At 73.3% G+C, this 19,775-nt stretch carries 18 protein-coding genes; 8 read left to right on the top strand and 10 right to left on the bottom strand.

What is annotated here, in order from left to right; all coding sequences use genetic code 11:
* Nucleotides 1–90 precede the first annotated feature (90 nt).
* The 6 genes from ABZ386_RS13855 to ABZ386_RS13880 all read right to left on the bottom strand — a co-directional run bounded on the left by ABZ386_RS13855 (nt 91) and on the right by ABZ386_RS13880 (nt 5,863).
* Complete coding sequence (locus tag ABZ386_RS13855; RefSeq protein ID WP_355723712.1) at nt 91–1,047, bottom strand: ABC transporter substrate-binding protein; 957 nt, start codon at nt 1,045–1,047, stop codon at nt 91–93.
* A 79-nt stretch (nt 1,048–1,126) separates the two neighbouring features.
* Nucleotides 1,127–1,792 carry an ABC transporter permease gene (locus ABZ386_RS13860; protein ID WP_358964790.1) on the bottom strand — a complete coding sequence of 222 codons (666 nt, stop codon included), beginning with the start codon at nt 1,790–1,792 and terminating at the stop codon, nt 1,127–1,129.
* Entirely contained in the window at nt 1,789–2,502 is a 714-nt protein-coding gene (locus ABZ386_RS13865; RefSeq protein ID WP_358964791.1) for an ABC transporter permease subunit, read from the bottom strand. Before ABZ386_RS13865 ends, ABZ386_RS13860 begins: the two co-directional genes overlap by 4 nt.
* Complete coding sequence (locus ABZ386_RS13870) at nt 2,499–3,629, bottom strand: ABC transporter ATP-binding protein (RefSeq protein WP_358964792.1); 1,131 nt, start codon at nt 3,627–3,629, stop codon at nt 2,499–2,501. The genes ABZ386_RS13865 and ABZ386_RS13870 overlap by 4 nt, the downstream gene beginning before the upstream one ends.
* Nucleotides 3,630–3,710: 81 nt before the next feature.
* Nucleotides 3,711–5,168 carry a HAMP domain-containing sensor histidine kinase gene (locus ABZ386_RS13875; RefSeq protein ID WP_356673507.1) on the bottom strand — a complete coding sequence of 486 codons (1,458 nt, stop codon included), beginning with the start codon at nt 5,166–5,168 and terminating at the stop codon, nt 3,711–3,713.
* Entirely contained in the window at nt 5,165–5,863 is a 699-nt protein-coding gene (locus ABZ386_RS13880; protein WP_355723719.1) for a response regulator transcription factor, read from the bottom strand. The genes ABZ386_RS13875 and ABZ386_RS13880 overlap by 4 nt, the downstream gene beginning before the upstream one ends.
* A gap of 206 nt (nt 5,864–6,069) precedes the next feature.
* On the opposite strand from ABZ386_RS13880, the gene ABZ386_RS13885 reads away from it, so the two are divergent.
* The 4 genes from ABZ386_RS13885 to ABZ386_RS13900 all read left to right on the top strand — a co-directional run bounded on the left by ABZ386_RS13885 (nt 6,070) and on the right by ABZ386_RS13900 (nt 9,900).
* Complete coding sequence (locus ABZ386_RS13885) at nt 6,070–7,356, top strand: ferredoxin reductase family protein (RefSeq protein WP_358964901.1); 1,287 nt, start codon at nt 6,070–6,072, stop codon at nt 7,354–7,356.
* A gap of 13 nt (nt 7,357–7,369) precedes the next feature.
* A complete protein-coding gene (locus ABZ386_RS13890; protein WP_351334706.1) occupies nt 7,370–7,792 on the top strand; it encodes an FMN-binding protein in 423 nt (140 codons plus the stop codon).
* A gap of 3 nt (nt 7,793–7,795) precedes the next feature.
* Nucleotides 7,796–8,524, top strand: a complete 729-nt coding sequence (locus ABZ386_RS13895) for an FAD:protein FMN transferase (RefSeq protein WP_358964793.1) — start codon at nt 7,796–7,798, stop codon at nt 8,522–8,524.
* A 365-nt stretch (nt 8,525–8,889) separates the two neighbouring features.
* The gene (locus tag ABZ386_RS13900) at nt 8,890–9,900 is read left to right on the top strand and encodes a lysylphosphatidylglycerol synthase transmembrane domain-containing protein (RefSeq protein WP_351334700.1); all 1,011 of its coding nucleotides are present in this window, start codon (nt 8,890–8,892) and stop codon (nt 9,898–9,900) included.
* 3 nt (nt 9,901–9,903) lie between these two features.
* Here the strand turns inward: ABZ386_RS13900 and ABZ386_RS13905 are convergent, their stop codons facing one another.
* The 4 genes from ABZ386_RS13905 to ABZ386_RS13920 all read right to left on the bottom strand — a co-directional run bounded on the left by ABZ386_RS13905 (nt 9,904) and on the right by ABZ386_RS13920 (nt 15,037).
* Nucleotides 9,904–11,478: an ATP-binding cassette domain-containing protein gene (locus tag ABZ386_RS13905; protein ID WP_358964794.1), complete on the bottom strand. Its 1,575-nt coding sequence runs from the start codon at nt 11,476–11,478 to the stop codon at nt 9,904–9,906.
* Nucleotides 11,475–12,290, bottom strand: a complete 816-nt coding sequence (locus tag ABZ386_RS13910; RefSeq protein ID WP_351335231.1) for an ABC transporter permease subunit — start codon at nt 12,288–12,290, stop codon at nt 11,475–11,477. Before ABZ386_RS13910 ends, ABZ386_RS13905 begins: the two co-directional genes overlap by 4 nt.
* A 210-nt stretch (nt 12,291–12,500) precedes the next feature.
* Nucleotides 12,501–13,499, bottom strand: a complete 999-nt coding sequence (locus tag ABZ386_RS13915) for an ABC transporter permease (protein ID WP_358964795.1) — start codon at nt 13,497–13,499, stop codon at nt 12,501–12,503.
* Nucleotides 13,484–15,037, bottom strand: coding sequence for an ABC transporter substrate-binding protein (locus ABZ386_RS13920; RefSeq protein ID WP_358964796.1), 1,554 nt, complete (start codon nt 15,035–15,037; stop codon nt 13,484–13,486). Before ABZ386_RS13920 ends, ABZ386_RS13915 begins: the two co-directional genes overlap by 16 nt.
* A 312-nt stretch (nt 15,038–15,349) precedes the next feature.
* Here ABZ386_RS13920 and ABZ386_RS13925 point away from each other — a divergent pair, with 312 nt between their 5' ends.
* The 4 genes from ABZ386_RS13925 to ABZ386_RS13940 are packed head-to-tail and all read left to right on the top strand — an operon-like array spanning nt 15,350 to nt 19,770.
* Nucleotides 15,350–16,339 (top strand): TauD/TfdA family dioxygenase, encoded by a 990-nt coding sequence (locus ABZ386_RS13925; RefSeq protein ID WP_351334688.1) that lies wholly within the window; start codon nt 15,350–15,352, stop codon nt 16,337–16,339.
* 37 nt (nt 16,340–16,376) lie between these two features.
* Nucleotides 16,377–17,366, top strand: coding sequence for an ornithine cyclodeaminase family protein (locus ABZ386_RS13930; RefSeq protein WP_358964797.1), 990 nt, complete (start codon nt 16,377–16,379; stop codon nt 17,364–17,366).
* Nucleotides 17,357–18,715: a Y4yA family PLP-dependent enzyme gene (locus tag ABZ386_RS13935; protein WP_358964798.1), complete on the top strand. Its 1,359-nt coding sequence runs from the start codon at nt 17,357–17,359 to the stop codon at nt 18,713–18,715. Before ABZ386_RS13930 ends, ABZ386_RS13935 begins: the two co-directional genes overlap by 10 nt.
* A gap of 26 nt (nt 18,716–18,741) precedes the next feature.
* Nucleotides 18,742–19,770 carry a cysteine synthase family protein gene (locus ABZ386_RS13940; protein WP_351334682.1) on the top strand — a complete coding sequence of 343 codons (1,029 nt, stop codon included), beginning with the start codon at nt 18,742–18,744 and terminating at the stop codon, nt 19,768–19,770.
* The last annotated feature ends 5 nt before the right edge of the window (nt 19,771–19,775 follow it).

Below are 19,775 nucleotides of genomic sequence, written 5' to 3' on the forward strand. Positions count from 1 at the left end.
TTCCGTCCCTGTGACGCCCCACCCCCGGCCCGCGTTCGGTCCCCTCAGGATCCGGCCGGGCCCGTTACCGCATCGTGACGGGCGGCGCGGTCAGGCCAGACCCGCCGACTTCAGCCACGCCTTGGCCACGTCCAGCGGGTCCTTCTTCTCCAACTGCACCTGCGCGTCCAGCTCCAGGAGCGTCTTCGTGTCCAGCTTGGCGGAGACGGCGTCGAGCGCGTCGGCGCCTTCCTTCGGCAGGCCGTCCTTGTGGACCAGCGGGGTCACGTTGGCGAACCCGAAGAGGTTCTCCGGGTCCTTCAGGACGACGAACTTCTCCTTCACGATGGTCGGGTCCGTGGTGAAGATGTCCGCGGCCTGCACGGTGTTCCGGGTCAGCGCCGCCTGGGTCAGCGGGCCGCCCGCGTCGAGCGCCTTGAAGGACTTGAACTCCAGGCCGTACACGGACTTCAGGCCCTCCAGGCCCTGGTGCCGGGTCTGGAACTCGGGCGAACCGCCGATCACCAGGTCCGGCGCGGCGTCCTTGAGGTCGGCGAGGGTGGAGGAGGACGTCAGCTTGTACTTCTTCGCGGTCTGCGCGTTGACCGTGACCGAGTCCTTGTCCTCGGCGGGCGAGGACCGCAGCAGCGTCAGGTTCTTGTCCAGCTTGGCCTTGACGGCCTCGTTGACCGCCTCGGCGGACTTCTGCTCGGCCTTGGGGTCCAGGTAGGCCAGCAGCGAGCCGTTGTACTCCGGCAGCACGGTGACGGAGCCGTTCTTCATCAGGCCGTACGTCGTCTCGCGGCTGCCGATGTTGTGCTTGTAGGTGACCTTGAGGCCCTTGGCCTTGAGGGCCTCGCCGTAGATGTCGGCGAGCAGGGTGCTCTCGGCGAAGTTGTTGGAGCCGACGACGACGGTGCCGGCCTTCGCCTCCTCGCCCGCCAGGGGGTTGTCGGAGGTGTCGCCGGACGAACAGCCCGCGAGCAGCGCCGCCGCGGCGGTGAGCGCGACGGCCGCCGCGCCGGTGTGCCTCGTCCTGGACCAGCTGCTCTTCGCGGTAGAAGTCATCCACCGATCCAATCCAGCCGCTTCACGGTCAGTCAAGGGCAGCCTGGTCACGGTTTCTTACAGACCTGCCCGGGTGGTCTCAGCGTCGGCGTACGCCCGGTGACACGGCCAGGCGGCCCGCCGCCCAGAACACCGCGAGCGTCACGAGCGCCAGGACGGCGACCAGGGTGGCGCCGCCGACGACCTTCTCGTAGTCGCGTTGGTAGAGCCCGTCGACGATGTACCGGCCGAGGCCGCCGAGGCTGACGTACGCGGCGATGGTGGCCGTCGACGCGATCTGGATGGCCGCCGAGCGCAGGCCGCTCAGGATCAGCGGCAGGGCGACGGGCAGTTCGACCTGGAAGAGGATCCGCGACTCGCGCATGCCCATGCCGCGTGCGGCGTCCACCGGGGACGGGTCGACGGAGCGGACCGCCTCGTAGGTGGTCACCAGGATCGGCGGGACGGCGAGGATGACCAGCGGGATCATCACGGGCATGAGGCCGAATCCCATGAGGATGACGATGAGCACCAGCAGGCCGAAACTGGGCAGCGCGCGGGCGGCGGTGGCGATGAACGCCAGCGCGTTGCCGCCCCGCCCGGTGTGCCCGGTCAGCAGCCCGACGGGCAGGCCGATCGCGGCGGCGAGGGCCAGCGCCAGAGCGGAGTACTGAACGTGTTCGAGGAGGCGTTGGGGGATGCCGTCGTAGCCGTGCCAGTGGGCGCTGTCGCTGAAGAAGGCGTTGACGAAGTTCAGTACGTTCACCGGATCACGTCCTCGGGCACGGGCCGTTGCCGCGCGGCCGTCCTCGGGCGCCGGCGGGTGCCGTTCGGCATCCAGGGGGTCAGCGCGACGCGGAGCAGGACCAGCAGGGCGTCGCAGAGGATCGCCAGGGCGGCCGTGGTGAGCACGGAGTTCACGGCCAGCTCGGGCCGGTCGTACTTCTGCGCGGCGGCGAGCAGGTTGCCGAGCGCGCCCTGGTTGCCGATCAGGGCGCCGACGCTGACCAGGGAGATGCTGGAGGCGGTGGCGACCCTGAGCCCGGCGAGGATGGCGGGCACGGCGATGGGCAACTGCACCTGGAGATAGCGGCGTATTGGCCCGAAGCCCATGGCGGTGGCGGCGGCCAGGGTCTCCTGCGGCACGGACCGCACCCCGTCGACGATGGCCGGGACGAGCACCACCAGGCTGTACACGGCCAGCGGGATCATCACGGTCAGCTCGGTCTGGCCGGTGTAGTCGATGAGGACGACGAAGAACGCCAGCGACGGCACGGCGTAGAAGACGGTGGTGGCGCCGAGGACGGGCGGGTACAGCCAGCGGAACCGGACGCACAGCTGGGCGAGCGGCAGCGCGAGCAGCAGCCCGGCCAGGACCGGCAGCAGCGCCTCGCGCAGGTGCAGCCCGATCAGGCCGAGCCAGCTGTGCTGGAGGTCGCTCGGGAGGTCGAAGAAGCCGTCGAGGAAGCCGTTCACGACGAGGCCCTGGCCGCGTCGGCGCCGGCCCCGGCGACGGCGTGGGCGCTGCGGATCGCCTCCCCGATGGTCTGCTGCGAGACCACTCCGGTCACCCGCCCGTCGGCGTCCACGGCGACGGCCCAGCCGGTCGGGGAGAGCACGGCGCAGTCGAGGGCGGCCCGCAGCGAGTCGGTGCCCGGCACGAACGGCCGCCCGTGGGGCAGCAGTTCAGTGGGCCGGATGGCGCCGGCCGTCAGGTCGCGGGGCGCGCCCCAGCCGAGCGGGCGGCCGTCCGCGTCGGTCACCAGGAGGTGGTCGGCGCCGGGGGCGGCGATCTGCTCGGCGGTGGCGTCGAGCGCGATCACCGGGGCGGTCGTCAACTCCAGCCGCGCGGACGGGAAGAACGACAGCCGCCGGATGCCGCGGTCGGCGCCGAGGAAGTCCTCGACGAAGGCGTCGGCGGGGGCGGCCAGCAGCTCGGCGGGCGGCGCGTACTGGGCGAGGTGCCCGCCGGTGCGCAGCACGGCGACCATCGTGCCGAGTTTGATCGCCTCGTCGATGTCGTGCGTGACGAAGACGATGGTCTTGCCCAACTCGTCCTGGATGCGCAGCAGTTCGTCCTGGAGTCCCTTGCGCACCACCGGGTCGACGGCGGAGAACGGCTCGTCCATGAGCAGCACCGGCGGGTCGGCGGCGAGCGCCCGGGCCACGCCGACGCGCTGCTGCTGGCCGCCGGAGAGCTGGTACGGGTACCGCTTGGCGAGCGCGGCGTCCAGGCCCACGCGCTCCATCAGCTCGGCGGCTCGCGCCCGGGCCTTCTGCTTGCCCCAGCCGAGCATGCGGGGCACGGTGGCGATGTTGTCGACGATCGTGCGGTGCTGGAAGAGGCCGGCGTTCTGGATGACGTAACCCATGGAGCGGCGCAGGGTGGTGACGGGCTGTCGCTGGATGTCCTCACCGTCGAGGAGGATCGTTCCCTCGGTCGGTTCGACCATCCGGTTGATCATGCGCAGGGTGGTCGTCTTGCCGCAGCCCGACGGTCCGACGAGGACGGTGATCGAGCGGTCGGGTATCTCCAGCGAGAGCCGGTCGACCGCCACCGTGCCGTCCGGGTACCGCTTGGTGACTGATTCCATCCGTATCAAGACGCCGGAGCCCTTCGGTGTGGCGGAGACTTTTGGCCATGGTCGTACGGGCTGTCGCCGGTCGAGTCTAGAGGGCCGTCGTCACCGGTCCGCAGGGCCCACACCGTTCCGGGGCAGGCACACGGTGAACACGGTCGCGCCCGGCTCGCTGTGCAGCTCGATGCGGCCGTCGTGGGCCCGGACCAGGGACTGGGCGACCGCCAAGCCCAGTCCGCTGCCGCCGCGGTCGCGGCTGCGGGCCTTGTCGACGCGGTAGAAGCGGTCGAAGACGCGGTCCCGGTCGTCGGGCGGGATGCCAGGGCCGGTGTCGGTGACCCGGACCTCGGCCGTGCCGGGCGTGACACGCACCTCGACGGACACCTTCGTACCGGCGGGGGTGTGCACGGCGGCGTTGGTCAGGAGGTTGTCGACGACCTGGCGGATGCGCAGCGGGTCCATCCGCAGCCGCACGGGACGCGGGCCCGCCTGCACGGTCAGCGGATGGTCGGGGCGGCCGGCGCGGAAGGCGTCGGCGGCCTGGCGCACCAGCTCCACCAGGTCGGCGTCCTGGAGCCGCAGCGGCGCCTCCACCTCGGCCGCGTCCAGCCGGGCGAGCAGCAGCAGGTCGTCCAGGAGGACGCCCATCCGGGCGGCCTCGGCGCGCAGCCGGGCCAGGTGCCGTTCGCGTTCCTCGGGGGCGTTGGCTGCGGCGTACTGGAAGAGGTCGGCGTAGCCGCGCACCGACATCAGCGGGGTGCGCAGTTCGTGGGAGGCGTCGGCGACGAACCGGCGCAGCCGCTGCTCGGCCTCGGCGCGCACGGCGAGGGAGTCGTCGATGTGCTCCAGCATGGTGTTGAAGGCGGTCCGCAGCTCGTCCACCTCGGGCCCGCCGTCCCGGCCGTCGGCGCGCAGCGGGAGCCGGGCGGCCGACTCGGTCAGGTCGTGCGAGGCGATGCCGTGCGCGGTGGTCGCCATGTCGCTGAGCGGTTTCAGGCCGCGGCGCAGCATCCGGCGGCCGAAGACGACCAGGGCGAGCAGCGCGAGCGCGAAGGTGACGACCTGGATGGTGATCAGCTGCCCGACCGTGTCCTCGATGTCCGCCATGGGTGCGGCGCTGACCAGGACCACCCCGGGCTCGACCTCGCAGGCGCGCAGCCGGTAGGTGCCGGCGCCCCTGAGGTGCTCGGTGCGCAGCAGCTCGGTGTGCGCGGCGGTCTGCGCGGAGGCCAGGGCGGTGAAGTCGTCGACGTCCTTCGGCAGGTCGGCCGGATCCTCGGGCCGGCGCAGCTCGGGCGGGCCGTCCTTCACGTCGTACACGGCGTAGAACCAGCTGTAGTACTTCTTGCCCGAGAGGGTGCCGTAGTCCGCGATGCTCTTGGACTGGGCGATCTGGGCCTGCGCCAGCTGCGTGTCGAGCTGGGCCGACAGGTAGTCCCGCATGTACGTGGTCAGGGCGGTGCCGACCACGGCGAACACGACCAGCGCCAGGGCGCCGAGGCCCAGGGCCAGCCGGGTGCCCAGGCGCATCCTGCGGTAGGTCCGCCTCAGCCGGGCGATCACTCGGAGGCCTGTCGCAGCACGTACCCGAAGCCGCGCACGGTGTGGATCAGCGGGGCGGCGCCGTCGTCGGTCTCGTCGAGCTTGCGGCGCAGCCGGCTCACGACCAGCTCGACGACGTTGGAGCGGCCGCCGAAGCCGTACTCCCACACGTGGTCGAGGATCTGCGCCTTGGTGAGCACGGTGGGCGACTTGCGCATCAGGTAGCGCAGCACCTCGTACTCGGTCGGGGTCAGCGACAGCAGCCGCTCGCCGCGCCGCACCTCGCGGGTGTCCTCGTCCATGGTGAGGTCGCCGACCTGGAGCACGGACCGCTGGAAGGCGGGTCCGGCGCTGCGCCGCAGCACGGTCCGCAGCCGGGCCATCAGCTCCTCCACGGCGAACGGCTTGACCAGGTAGTCGTCGCCGCCCCGGGTGAGGCCGGCGACCCGGTCGGCGACGCCGTCGCGGGCGGTCAGGAACACCACGGGCACCATCGTGCCGGAGGCGCGCAGCCGGTCCAGGACACCGAAGCCGTCCACGCCGGGCAGCATCAGGTCGAGCACCACGATGTCCGGGTGGAACTCGGCGGCCCGCTTCAGCGCGTCCTCGCCGGTGTACGCGGTGACCGCCTCCCAGCCCTCGTAGCGGGCGACGGTCGCGACGAGGTCGGCGATCGGCGGGTCGTCGTCGACGACGAGCAGTCGTACTTTTTCCACCCGCTCATAGTGCTTCACCTGTGCTGCCTCCCCCTAGCCGTCCGGCCCTCCGCCGCGGGATCGATAAACACTTGAAAGTTGAGCGACAGTATTCCGACAGCTCCCCGAGGCCAAGCTCGGTATCCCAGGATCCGATCAAGGAGCTGCCGACCGTGACGACCCTCCATCAACCTCCCGCGGCGACCCGCCCGGCGGTGCGGCCCAGAGTGGTGGGCCGCACCGGCCTGTACGCGGTGCTGCTCGCCAACGCGGTCGTGGTGACCGTCTTCTTCGTCCAGGCCGGTTTCGCGTCGAACGCGCTGATCGTGCTGGGCCGGCTGACGGGCCTGTTCGGGGCGCTGCTCATGGCGTTCCAGCTGCTGCTGGTGGCGCGGCTGCCGTGGTTCGACCGGCGGATCGGCATGGACCGGCTGACGTCCTGGCACCGCTGGACGGGCTTCTCGGTGCTGTGGCTGCTGCTGGCGCACGTCGTGTTCATCGTCTTCGGCTACGCCCAGGCCTCGTCCCTGGACCCGGTGAACCAGCTGGTGGACCTCGCCGAGACGGTCGAGGGCGTGCTGCGGGCGATCGTCGCGCTGGGGATCATCATCGTGGTCGGGGTGGTCTCGGCCCGCTCCGCCCGGCGCCGGCTGGCCTACGAGACCTGGCACTTCATCCACCTGTACACCTATGGGGCGGTGGTGCTGGCGTTCACGCACCAGGTCGCGGCGGGCACGACGTTCACCTCCTCGGCGGCGGCGAAGACGTACTGGTACGCCGTGTGGGGCGTGGCCCTCGCCTCGGTGTTCACGGGCCGGCTTGTGCTGCCGCTGTGGCGGAACTGGCGCCACCGGTTCCGTGTGACGGCCGTCGTCCCGGAGAACGACGACGTCGTCTCGATCTACGTCACGGGCCGCGACCTGGACCGGCTGCCCGCCCGGGCCGGGCAGTTCTTCCTGTGGCGGTTCCTGACGAAGGACCGCTGGTGGCAGGCGAACCCGTTCTCCCTGTCCGCCGCCCCCGACGGCCGTACGCTCCGGCTCACCGCCAAGCGGGCGGGCGACGGCAGCGCCGCCCTGCGGCACCTCAAGGTCGGCACGCGCGTCTTCGCCGAGGGCCCCTACGGCGCCTTCACCACCCTGCACCGCACCCGCCCGGACGCCCTGCTCATCGCCGGCGGCGTCGGTGTCACCCCGATCCGGGCCCTGCTGGAGGAACTGCACGGCCACGCGGTCGTGATCTACCGGGTCGCCACGGACCAGGACGCGGTCCTCTACGACGAGCTGCGCGATCTCGCCGTCGCCAAGGGCGCCGAACTGCACCTGGTCACGGGCCCGCCCGTGCCCGACCGGCTGGCGCCGGGGGAGCTGGCGCGGCTGGTGCCGGACATCGCCGAGCGGGACGTCTACCTGTGCGGTCCGCCGCCGATGATGAACGCGGTGCTCGGCAGCCTGCGCGAGCTGGGCGTGCCCAAGCCGCAGGTCCACTTCGAACGCTTCAGCCTGGCCGGATGACGAGGAGACTGTCGTGAAGCGAGCCCTACCCGTCCTCGTCCTCAGCGTCGCGGGCCTGATCCCGGTCTGGCGGTACGCGCCGTCGCACGACACCGGGTCGTCGTCGACCGCCACGGAGGCCGCCGCGCCGGCCTCGACGCCCTCGGTCTCCTCGTCCGGAGGGCCCGGCGGCACGACGTCCACGGTCGTGTCGGGGCCGACGATCGACACGGAGAAGGGGCCGGTGCAGGTCGAGGTCACCTTCTCCGGCGACAGAATCGCCGCGGTGCGGATGCTCCGGCAGCCGAACCATCCGCAGACCACGGCCGCCGTGCCGAAGCTGATCGAGGAGACGCTCCAGGCGCAGAGCGCCGACATCGACACGGTGTCCGGTGCCACGATCACCAGCGACGGCTACAAGGAGTCGCTCCAGGCCGCGATCGACGCGAAGGGCTGACGGATGCGGCGCGTCGAACACGTCATGGGGTTCCCGGTGTCGGTCCGGATCGACGACGAGGGCTTCCCCGGGGCGCCGGTGGACGATCTGTTCGCCTGGCTGCGGGAGGTCGACGCGCGGTTCAGCCCGTTCCGGCCGGACAGCGAGGTGTCGCGGCTGGCCCGCGGGGAGGTGACGGCACCGAGCCCGGACCTCCGCGAGGTCCTGGAGCTGTGCGAGGAGTACCGGACCGCGACCGGAGGCGCCTTCGACGTCCGGCTGCCCGGCCGGGGCCTGGACCCCTGCGCCGTGGTGAAGGGCTGGTCGGTACAGAAGGGGGCGGAGCTGCTGTCGGCGGCCGGGGCGCGGCGCTTCTGCCTCAACGCGGGCGGCGACGTGATCGCCGCCGGCGGTCCCTGGCGGGTGGGCGTCCGCCACCCGGAGCACGCCGACCGGCTGTGCGCGGTCCTGGACCTCACGGACCGGGCCGTCGCCACGTCCGCCCGCTACGAGCGCGGCGACCACATCCTCGACGGCCGCACGGGCCGCCCGGCGACCGGCCTGCTCAGCATGACCGTCGTGGCCCCGACCCTGACCGAGGCCGACTCGGCCGCCACGGCGGCGTTCGCCCTCGGCACGGAGGGCGTGCAGTGGGCGGCGGCCCGCCGGCACTGCGAGGTGTTCGCGGTGGACGCGGAGCGACGGGTCCTGCGCAGTCCCGGGTTTCCGGTGGTGGGGGTGGAGACGGCGTAGGGCCTGCGGGGCCCGGGGTTCCCGGCGGAGGCGGCGGAGGCCCTACGGAGCCCAGGCTGCCCGGCGGAGGCGGCGGAGGCCGTGCGTGGCGGTGCGGGGCGCCGGGGTGCGCATCGGTCCGGGCGGTGGCACGCGCCGGGCGGAGGGCGCAGCAGGGCGCCGGTGGTGTGTCGCGGCCGACCGGACCGCGTTTCCTCGGGCCCGGGCCCGCCCCGGATCGCGCCGTGTCGTTCTCCCGCCCGCCTCGCTTTTTCTGCCGGACACCGAGTCGTCACACCGGACGGGCACGTTTCCGCCGTCCCCCTGCCTCGCCCTGCATCCGTCCGCCCCGTCCCCGGGCGTGACGCGGAAGGACGACGTACGCCGTGTCCCAGCTCCAGCTCGAAACACTCCCCGCACCGCTCCCCGCCACCCCCTGCCCCGCCACCCCGCGCCGCTCCCCCGCCGCCCGCCTCGTCCGCCCGGCCCTGGTCCTGCTCCCGCTGCTGCTGGTCGGGGGGTGGGCCCTGGTCGACCGGCGGGCCGCCTACGCGGGTGCCGCGCGGCTGGCCGCCGCCGACCCCTGGTGGCTGCTCGCCGCGCTCTGCTTCACCTGCCTGACCTGGGTGGCCGCCGCCTGCGTCCGGCAGGGCGCCCTGCCGGAGCGGCTGCCGCCCGGCCCGCTGGTGGCCTCGCAGTTCGCCGCCGGTGCCGCGAACCAGGTGCTGCCGGCGGGCCTCGGCGCGCACGCCGTGACGCTGCGCTTCCTGCAGCGCCGCGGCATCGCCCTCCCCCGGGCCACCGCGTCGCTCGCCCTGTACTCCCTGGTCAGGCCGGTCGCCAGGACGCTGGTGCTGCTGGTGTTCCTGGTGGCGTTCCCGGACGTCCTGCGGCTCGGCGCGCTCCTCCCCGACGACCGCACGCTGGTCCTGGCGGCGGGCGCTGCCGTGCTCGCGCTCGCCGCGGGCACCGGGCTGCTGGTGACCGTACCGGCACTGCGCCGTCCCGCCCTCGGCTTCCTGCGCACCGCCCTGACCGACGCCCGCGAGCTGCACACCCGCCCCGCCCGCGTGCTCGCCCTGTGGGGCGGTGCGGCGGCCACCCCGCTGCTCCAGGGCAGTGTGATCGCCACGGTCGGATTCTCGCTCGGGCTGCCGCTGTCCTGGGCGCAGGTGGTCCTCGCGCTGCTGGTGGCGGGCACCGCGGCCGGGGCCGTGCCCGCGCCGGGCGGGATCGGCCCCGTGGACGCGGCGCTGGTGTTCACCATGGCCGCGTTCGGGGCGCCCGTGGGCACGGCCACGGCCACCGTCATCGGCTACCGCGTCCTGACGGTGTGGCTGCCGCTGCTGCCGGGCGCCCTCGTGCTGTCGGCGCTCCTGCACCGCAAGGTGCTCTGACCGCTATTCGACCCCCGCCGCCGAGGGGCTGGCGAGCCCCTCCTCCGGCGTACCGAGCAACCGCCGCGTGGGGCCGGCCTCGGTCACCCGGCCCTCGGACATGACGATCAGCTCCTCGGTGCGGTCGGCGACCAGGCGCAGGTCGTGGCTGACGAGCACCAGGGCCAGGCCGCGCCGGTCCCGCAGCTCCGTCAGCAGGTCCATCACGGCGACGGCCGTCTCCGCGTCGAGCGCGGAGGTGACCTCGTCGCAGAACAGCACGTCGGGGTCGGCGGCCAGGGCGCGCGCGATGGCGACGCGCTGGCGCTGCCCGCCGGACAGCTCGTGGGGGTAGCGGTCGGCGGCCGTCGCGGGCAGGCCGACCTGGTCCAGGAGTTCCCGCACCCGGGCGGGAGCCTCCGCGCGGCCGGTCCTGCGGTGCAGCAGGAGCGGGCGCCGCAGGGCGGCACCGACCGTGCGGCCCGGGTTGAGGGTGCCGAGCGGGTCCTGCGGCACCAGTTGGAGGCGGCGGCGCTGGTCGCGTGAGCGGCGGGACGCGCCGGGGGCGAGCGGCGTGCCGTGCAGGCTGACCGTGCCGGCCGTGGGGCGGTGCAGCCCTACTAGGGTGCGCAGCAGGGTCGTCTTGCCCGAGCCGGAGGCCCCGACGACGCCCAGGCTGCCCCCGGCGGCTAGCCCGAGATCGATGCCGTGCAGCACGGGGGCGCGCCGGCCGCGGTGGGTGTGGGCGGCGTGGAGGCCGGTCGCGGTGAGCAGGGGCGCGCCCCGGCCGGGGGCGGCCCCACCCCCCGCCGCAGATGACGCCCCGCCGGAATCGGGCCCCGTCGAGGACGACGCCTCTTCGACGGCCGGGCCGCTGCCCGCGGTCGGCCGGGGGCTCGTGCCCGTCAGGTCCACGACGTCGTCGGCGAGCCGGGTGACCAGGTCGGTGTCGTGGCAGGACAGCGCGACGGCGATCCGGTGCCGTTCGGCGAGGTGGCGCAGCAGGTCGGCGATCTCGTCGCGCAGCGCGGGGTCGAGCCCGGCGGTGGGTTCGTCGAGGAGCAGGACGGCGGGGCGGCGGGCCAGCGCGCGGGCGAGCGCCACGCGGCGTTGCTGACCGCCGGACAGCGCGCCGATCCGGCGGTCCGGCAGGCCGTCGCCGGTGGGCAGCCGCACCTCGTCGAGCTGCCGGAGAATCGCCCCGGGGCTCGGGTCGACGGCGACCTCGGCGAGCAGACGGCGCACCTTCATGCGGGGGTTGAGGGCGGAGCCCGGGTCCTGGGCGACGTAGGCGAGCCGGTCGCGGCGCAGGGCGCGCAGGGCGGGTGCGGGCAGGGTGAGCGGGTCCTGGCCGAGGACGGTGACGGTGCCCGCGGTGCGCCCGGTGCCCGGCGGCAGCGCACCGGTGACGGCCCGCAGCAGGGTCGTCTTGCCGCAGCCGGAGGGTCCGACGACGGCCGTGACACGGCCGGGGGCCAGCTCCAGGCCGGCCCCGTCCAGCAGGAGCCGGCCGCCGGGGGCGGAGACGGTCAGCCCGTGGATCCGTACCGTGTGCTCTCCCTCCGCCACGTCGCTCTGAGAGGTCCAGTGCTGGTTCACAGCGTGGGCACCGCCTTCCGGCCGGTCGCGGGGACGAGGGCGGCGGCCGCGAGGTTGACGCTCATGGCGAGCAGGCCCACGGCGACGCTGGGGGCGAGGACGGCCCAGGGGTTGAGGAGGATGCCGCCGGAGTTCTCCCGGATCATCAGCGCCCAGTCCGCGGCCGGGGGTTGCGGCCCGACCTGGAGGAAACCGGCGGTGGCGACGAGGTAGACGGCGGCGACGAAACGCAGCCCGAACAGGGCGAGGAGGGTGGCCCGCAGGTTGGGCAGCACCTCCCGGGCCACCAGGTACCACAGGCGTTCGCCGCCGACGGCCGCCGCCTCCACGTACCCGGAGGCCGCCACGGGCGCCGCCGCGCCGGCCACCAGACGCACCGCGTAGGGCACGCCGAGGACGACGGAGGCGGTGACGACGGCGAGCCGTCCGCCGTCCGGCCAGGACAGGGTGACGAGGAGGATGCCGAGCACGGCGGGCAGCAGCATCAGCACGTCACAGGTGCGCTCCACGATCCGCCCGACGGCCGGGCGCAGGGCGCTGACCGCGCCGAGGACGGCGGCCAGGGCGGTCACCAGGACGGCCACCAGCAGGGAGGTGACGACGAGTTCGCGCCCTCCGGCGAGGAGCCGGCTGAGGACGTCCCGGCCGAGCTGGTCCCCGCCGAGCGGGGCGCCGCCGCCGGGTTCCGCGTAGGGCGCGGCGACGGGGGCGTCGATGGCGTGCGGGGCGAGCCAGGGACCGGCCAGGGCGAGGGCGGTGAGCAGCAGGGCGGGCAGCACCCGCACGGCGACCCGGAGCCGGGCCCGCCCCACCCGCGCGACCGGAGCCGGCTCGATGGCGTCGACGACCGGGGTCACGTCCGGCCTCCCGGAATCCGGGCGCGTACGGCACCGGCGGTGTTCGGCATCATGCCCGGCCTCCCGTGGCCTTCCAGGTCCCAAGCGCGCACAGCGCCGACGAGGTTCGCCATCACGTCCGCCCTCCCGGGCCCCAAGCGCGAACAAAACCCATGAAGTCGGGCATCACGTCCGCCCTCCCGAAGCCCAGGTCCGTACGAGGTCGGCGAGCAGCAGCACTCCGGTGATCACGGCTCCCGTCACGGCGACGACCCCGGCGATGACCGGGCTGTCCCGGTCGGCGACCGCGCCCGCGAGGACGGAGCCGATGCCGGGGTAGTTGAAGATGGTCTCGACGACGACCGCGCCGCCGAGGAGCATGCCCGTGGAGGTGGCGACACCGGCCGCGATGGTCGGCAGGGCGCCGGGCAGCAGGTGGTGGACGAGGATCCGGTGCCGGGGCAGACCGTCGAGGACGGCGGTGTCGATGTGCGGTGCCCTGGCCTCGTCGGCGAGGGCGGCCCGCACGATCCGCGTGTTCCAGCCGATCTGCGGGACGGCCAGGGCGAGGACGGGCAGCACGAGCATCCGCCAGGAGGCGGGCGAGCCGTCCGAGTCGGTGAGGGTGACCGCGGGCAGCCAGCCGGTCCACAGCGCGAACACGAGGACGAGGGCCACCGCGACGACGAACTCGGGCAGCGCGAGGATGCCGGTGGCGCTCGCCGACACGGCCCGGTCGAGCGGGCCGCCGGGCCGGGCCGCCGCCCAGCAGCCGAGGGCGATCGAGGCGACGAGGGTGAGCAGCAGCGCGAGTCCGCCGAGCAGCAGGGTGTTGGGGAACGGCCGGGCGAGCAGGTCGGCGACCTGCTCACCGCGCGCCGAGGTGCCGAGGTCGCCGGTGGGCAAGCCGGTCATCCAGTCCCAGAACCGTTCCGCCACGGGCCGGTCCAGGCCCAGCAGATGGCGCCGCCGGTCGAGGTCGGCCGCGCTCTCCCCGCGTTCGGAGGTGGCGTCGGCGGCGTCCCCCGGCAGCAGCTCCACGGCGGCGAAGACGGCGGCGAGCAGCCCGGCCAGCAGCAGGAACCGGCGCGCGAGCACCCCGGCCGCGTACAGGGCGGTACGCCCCTGCCTCCGGGAGTCCGCCGCCGGTTCGTGCCGTGCCGTCGGGGTCAGCGTGCCAGCCATGCCCGCTCGAGCTGGACGCGCCCGTAGCCGGGCAGGGTGGGCAGGTTGCGCACGGCGGCGCCGGCCAGGTCGATGCCGTCGGCCATGCCCCACAGCAGGTAGCCGGACGCGTCGTGCTCGATCTGCTGGAGCTGGTGCAGGACCTTGGCGCGCTCCGCGGCGTCCTTGGTGGCCATGGCCTTGCGGTAGGCGGTGTCGAACTCCTTGTTCTTCCAGCCGGCCTCGTTCTGCCCGGAGTCGGAGACCATGGTCTTGCTGGCGAAGAACACCACGGAGTCGTTGGTGCCCCAGTAGGTGGTGTAGAGGTCGCCCTTGAGCCAGGTCTTGTCCCAGAAGGTCGCCGACTCCTGCCGGACGACCTCGACCTTCACGCCGGCCTCGCGGACCTGGGAGGCGAACAGCGTGGCCGACTCGGCGAGCCCGGCGATGTCCTCCGTGGTCAGCAGCTTGTACGTCTTCGAGGTGTCGAAGCCGGCCTCCTTCAGCAGCTGCTTGGCCTTGGCCAGGTCGCGGGTGCGCTGCGGGAGGTCCTTGGCGTAGGCGGGGTCGCCGGTGCCGAGGATGTCGTTGGCGACCGTGCCGTAGCCGGAGAGGACCTGCTTGACCATGGCCTCGCGGTCCACGGCCAGCCGCAGCGCCTCCCGTACCTTCACGTCCGCGAACGGTCCGTCGGCGGTGCGCATGACGATCGGCATCGCCATGTCGTTGGGGCGGCGCACGACCTGGACGTCGCCGCGCTTCTCGGCCGTACGGGCCGCCACCGCGCCGACGTTGGAGGCGACGTCGATCTGCCCGGCCAGCAGGGCGTTGGCCATCGCCTGGGGGCTTTCGAAGATCTTGACCTCGATGGCGTCGAGGTGCACGTCGCCGCCGTACCAGTCGGCGTTGCGGACCAGGCGGGCGTTGCCGGAGCGGAACCAGTCGAGCTTGAAGGGGCCGGTGCCGGGCGCCTTGCCGAGGTCGGAGTCCTTGGTGTCCTTCTTCAGCACGAACGTCGTCAGCCGGGTCAGCTGGGGCAGTTCGGCGTTGGGGTAGTCGGAGACCAGGACGACGGTGTCCGTGCCCTCGGCCTTGATGTTCCCGGCCTTGATGCCGGGCAGCCGGGAGGCGCCGGAGGGGGTGGCCCGCAGCCGCTTCAGGGACCAGACGACGTCCTCGGCGGTGACCGGGGTGCCGTCGTGGAACTTCGCACCCTTCGCGAGGGTGAAGCGCCAGGTCTTGAGGTCGTCCGAGGCCTGCCAGCTCGCGGCGAGGCGGGGGACGGTGTTGGGCTTGGCGCCGGGGACGGTCAGCGTGTCGTACACCAGCGAGATGATCAGGTAGTCGCTCTCGTTGGCCTGCGTGCCGTGCGGGTCGCGGGTGATGGCCGAGGCGCGGCCCAGGGCGCCGACCCGGAGGGTGCCGCCGCGGCGCGGCTTCTCGCCCTTGCCCGCCGGCGACTTGGCCGAGGTCTCGTCACCGCTGCCGCAGGCGGCGAGGAGCGCGGAAGCGCCTATCGCACCGCCGGCCCACAGCACTTGGCGTCTGTTCACGTTCACGTACGACCTCTTTCAGCCACGCGGGAGCATATTGCTTAGGCGTGCCTACCCTAAGAAGATCCCTCAGCGCAATGCCTGAGCGTTCACTGCCGGGGCGTCAAAGGGCGCACAGGCGCACGCATCACCCCTCTTGTTGCAAGAGATTCGCAACAGGAGCTGTTCGTTCTGGTGAGGATTGCCTTACCTAAATTCGCCTGTTAGGTTTCGGCAGCGATCACCGGCCGTCCCACAGGCACCACACAGGGTCGGCACTCCGAGCTCCATTCACCCCGCACCCGCACTCGCACCCGCCCCGGAACGGATGTCTGCGCCATGCCCACGGGAGCCGTACCCCTCCGCCAGTTCGCCCCGCACGACGTCGACGAGCTGACCGACACCGCCCACAAGATCCTTGCCGAGTCCGGCAGTTCGGCCGCACGGCCCGAGCTGCTCCGCCGGGTCGCGACCGCCGCGGCCCGCCTTGACGAAACGATCCTGCACATCTGCCGCCCCGTCGACACGGACGACGGCCTGTACGTCCTGCGCGGACTGCCCGTCGACGACGCCGGCATCGGCCCCACGCCCTCCGGCTGGGACACCGCCGGCGACCGTGCCGCCGCCTGGGACGTGCTCCTGCTGCTGCTCGCCACGGCCATGGGCCACCCCATCGCCTGGGAGGGCCAGCAGGAGGGCCGGTTCGTGCACAACATCGTGCCCTCGCCCGGCCACGAGCAGGAGCAGACGGGTGCCAGCAGCACCGTGCTGCTCAGCCCGCACACCGAGGACGCCTTCCACCCCGGCCGCGCCCATCTGCTGCTGCTCGCCTGCATGCGCAACCACGACGCCGTCGCCACCACCGCCGCCAGCATCCGCAAGGTGCGCCTCTCCGCGGACGACCTGGCGCTGCTGTCCCGCCCGGTCCTGCCGATCCTCCCGGACGACGCCTACGCCGAGGCGCGTTCCTTCGCCGGAGCACCTCCGAAGGTCCCGGCCCTGTGGCAGACCCAGGCCGGCCCCACCCTGCGCTACGACCCCGCCTACACCCCGCTCGACGAGGCACCGGCCGACTACCGCGCCGCCTACGACCGGCTCACCGCCGAACTGGAACGCGTCTCGGTCGCCGTCGCCCTGGAACCCGGTGACGTCCTGGTCGTCGACAACGACCTGGTCGTGCACGGCCGCGTGCCGTTCAAGGCCCGCTACGACGGCACCGACCGCTGGCTCAAGCGCGCCTCGGTGCGCGTGCCCGGCCGCCGCAGCCGCCCCCTGTCCGAGGCGGACGAGCACGGTTACGGGCAGGCCGCGCTGGTGGCCCACATCTGATCCGCCGCCCACCCACCCGCATTCGAAGGGAACAGCCGTGACCGCGGACGACAGGACCCTGCGCATCCTCAGCACCAGCGACATCGCCGGCATCGAGATATCACTGAAAGACGTGGTGGACGTCGTCGAGCAGGCCTACCGCACGCTCGCCGACGGCCGGTCGGCCAACCCCCGCAAGCTCACCGTCAAACCGGAGGACGGCCACTCCGTCTCGTACGCCATGCTCGGCCGGGACGGCGTCCGCGAGGTCGTCGCGATCAAGACCTCGTACAAGCACGGCCTGGACAAGTCGCGCGACGAGCAGCACTACTACACGACGCTCACGATCTACGACGACGTCACCGGGCTGCCGGTCGCGATGATGGACTGCGGCCGGATCGGTTCGCTGCGCACCCCGGCCGTCTCGGCGCTGCTGGCCCGGGAGTGCGCGCGGCCCGGCGCCCGCAGCGCGCTCGTCATCGGCACCGGCACCCAGGGCCGCCTGGCGCTGCCCTTCCTGCTCACCACGCTGCCGGACCTGGACCGGCTCATGGTGTACGGCACGCACCCGGACGGCCTCGCCGCGGTGCGCGAGCGGCTCCACCACTACTTCCCCGGGCGGGAGGTGGAGGTCGTGGACGACGTACGGGCCGCCGCAGCGGACGCCGACGTGGTGGTCGCCACGGCCGGACAGCACACGCCCGCCGCCGTCGAGGCCGCCGATCTGAAGCCGGGCGCGCTGTCGATCCTGGTCGGCCACGGCATCGCCCCGTCGACCCTGCACGAGGCGGACCGCGTGGTCGCCACCAGCGAGGCGCAGATGAAGGTCACCGGCACCGACATGGCCGACGCGGACGGCACCTTCCCGCCGGTGGACGCGGAGTTCCCCGAGGTCGTGGCGGGCCGGGTCGAGGGCCGGCGCTCCGCCGACGAGCGGATCTTCGCCTACAACAGCGGTCTGGTCGTCACCGACATCGCGCTCGGGCACCGCTTCGCGCAACTGGCCGTCGAACAGGGCCTGGGAACGCGGGTGTCGCTGTGGCAGTGACCCGCACGACCGCCGCCCCGCCGCTGCCCGCCCACCCGGATCCACGGCTCGAGGCGATCCTGGGCAGCGAACTGCCGCAGGAGCTGTCGTACGCGCTCGGCGGCCCCTTCCACCTGCTGCTGCCCGACCGCTTCGACGCCAACCTGGCCGCGTTCACCGAGGTGTTGCGCGAGGCCGGTGTGGACGGCCGCGTGTACTACGCGAAGAAGGCCAACAAGGCCGCCGTCTGGATGGACCGCTGTGCGCTGTCCGGCGCGGGCGTGGACGTGGCCAGCGCCGGTGAGCTGCGGGACGCGCTCGGTCACGGGGTGCGCGGCGAAAACATCGTGGTCACCGGGCCCGCCAAGGCCGAGGGGCTGCTGCGGGTGGCCGTGCTGCAGGGCTGCCTGATCGCCGTGGACGCGGCCGACGAACTGGAGCGGGTGATCGCCCTGGCGCAGGCGACGGCGCGCCCGGCGCGGGTGCTGCTGCGGCGCCTGCCGCCCGCCCAGCCGCACAGCCGCTTCGGCCTCGACGACGAGCAGCTGGAGTCGGCCCTCGCCCGCTGCGCGGAGGCCGGGCAGGCCGTGGACATGGAGGGCTTCTCCTTCCATCTGTCCGGCTACGACACCGGGCAGCGCGCCGAGTCGGCGGCCGAACTCGTCGAGCTGTGTCTGAAGGCACGGGCGCGGGGGCTGCGCGCGGACCGGATCAGCATCGGCGGCGGATTCGCCGTCGACTACACCGACGCCGGGCACTGGGCGCGCTTCCTGCGGGAGCAGCGGCCCGAGCAGTACCACGCGGGCAAGTCCTTCGCCCCGGCGGACTTCTACCCGTACCACTCCCCCGTCGCGGGCGCCGGCGCCCTGCGGGCCGTCCTGGCGGCGCACGACCTCGCCGGGCGGCTGCGCACGGCCGGGGTGCGGCTCCTGCTGGAGCCCGGCCGGGCGCTGCTGGACCGGGCCGGGTGCACGGTGTTCCGCGTCCAGGGCGTCAAGGACCGGCCCTCCGGATACGGCGTCGTCACCGTCGACGGCAGCAGCCTCAGCCTGTCCGAGCAGTGGTTCAGCAGCGAGTACCTGCCGGATCCGGTGCTGCTGCCCGCGCGGCCGGACGGCGCCGCCGGGCCGTACGCGGCCTGCGTCGGCGGCGCCACCTGCCTGGAGTCCGACATGCTCACCTGGCGCAAGGTGCTGCTGCCCGCCCGCCCGGCCCCCGGTGACCTGCTCGTCTACCCCAACACCGCCGGATACCAGATGGACTCCAACGAGTCCCCGTTCCACGAGCTGCCGCTCCCCCCGAAGGTCGTCGTCGACACCGACGGCGACGGCCGCACCCGCTGGCGGCTCGACCGCCACCCCCTCGCCTGACTCCCCACCTCCCCTGGAGCCATCCGATGGACAAGACGCTCACGCGTCCCGCCGTGGTCAGCCGCGTCTCCGACCTCATAGGCCACACGCCCCTGTTCGAGCTGTGCCGCACCGAGACGGGCAGCCGGCTGCTGCTGAAACTGGAGCAGTTCAACCCGACCGGCACCGCCAAGATCCGTATGGCCCGCCAGATGGTCCTCGACGCCGAGGAGCGCGGCCTGCTGCCCCCGGGCGGCCGGATCGTCGAGTCGACCTCCGGCAACACCGGGCTCGGCCTCGCCGTCATCGCCGCCGAGCGTGGCTACACCTTCACCGCGGTCGTCGACCACCACGCCTGCGCCGACAAGCTGCGCGGCATGAAGGCGCTGGGCGCCGAACTCCTCTACGTCGCCGAGGAGGGCGACGAGGAGCTGGCCACCGCCGCCCGCGAGGAGTTCGCCGAGAAACTGGCCGCCGAGGACGACACCGCCTTCTTCACCGAGCAGCACAACAACCCGGCCAACGCGGTCGGTTATTACGCCGTGGCCCATGAGCTGGACGCCGCCCTGGAGGGCCGTATCGACGTCCTGGTCGGTGCCGTGGGCACGGGCGGCGGGCTGTGCGGGACCGGGCGGGAGCTGCGGAAGACCGTGCCGGACGTGCGGATCGTGGGCGTCGAGCCGAAGGGGTCCATCGCGTTCGGCGGGCCCGCGCACGACTACTACCAGTCCGGCACCGGCACCCCTGAGGGCGCCACGATCGGCCTGCTCGTGGACTTCGACCTGATCGACGAGGGCGTGAAGGTCGGTGACGTGGAGGCGTTCGCGACCGCCCGGGTCGTCGCGCGCCGCACCGGGCTGCTGATCGGCGGCTCGGCGGGCGGGGTCGTGCACGAGGCGCTGACCCGCATGTCCGCGCTGCCGCCGGGCACGACTATGGTCGCCCTGGTCAACGACGGAGGCGAGAAGTACATGGACACGGTCTTCGACGACGACTGGATGACCGCCCGATCCCTCATCGACCCGGCCGTGGAGCGCGAGGTCGACGAGCTGCTGACGAAACTCCGCGAGAACTGACGAGA

It is taken from the genome of Streptomyces sp. NPDC006140, assembly GCF_040628815.1.
Lineage (GTDB): Bacteria > Actinomycetota > Actinomycetes > Streptomycetales > Streptomycetaceae > Streptomyces.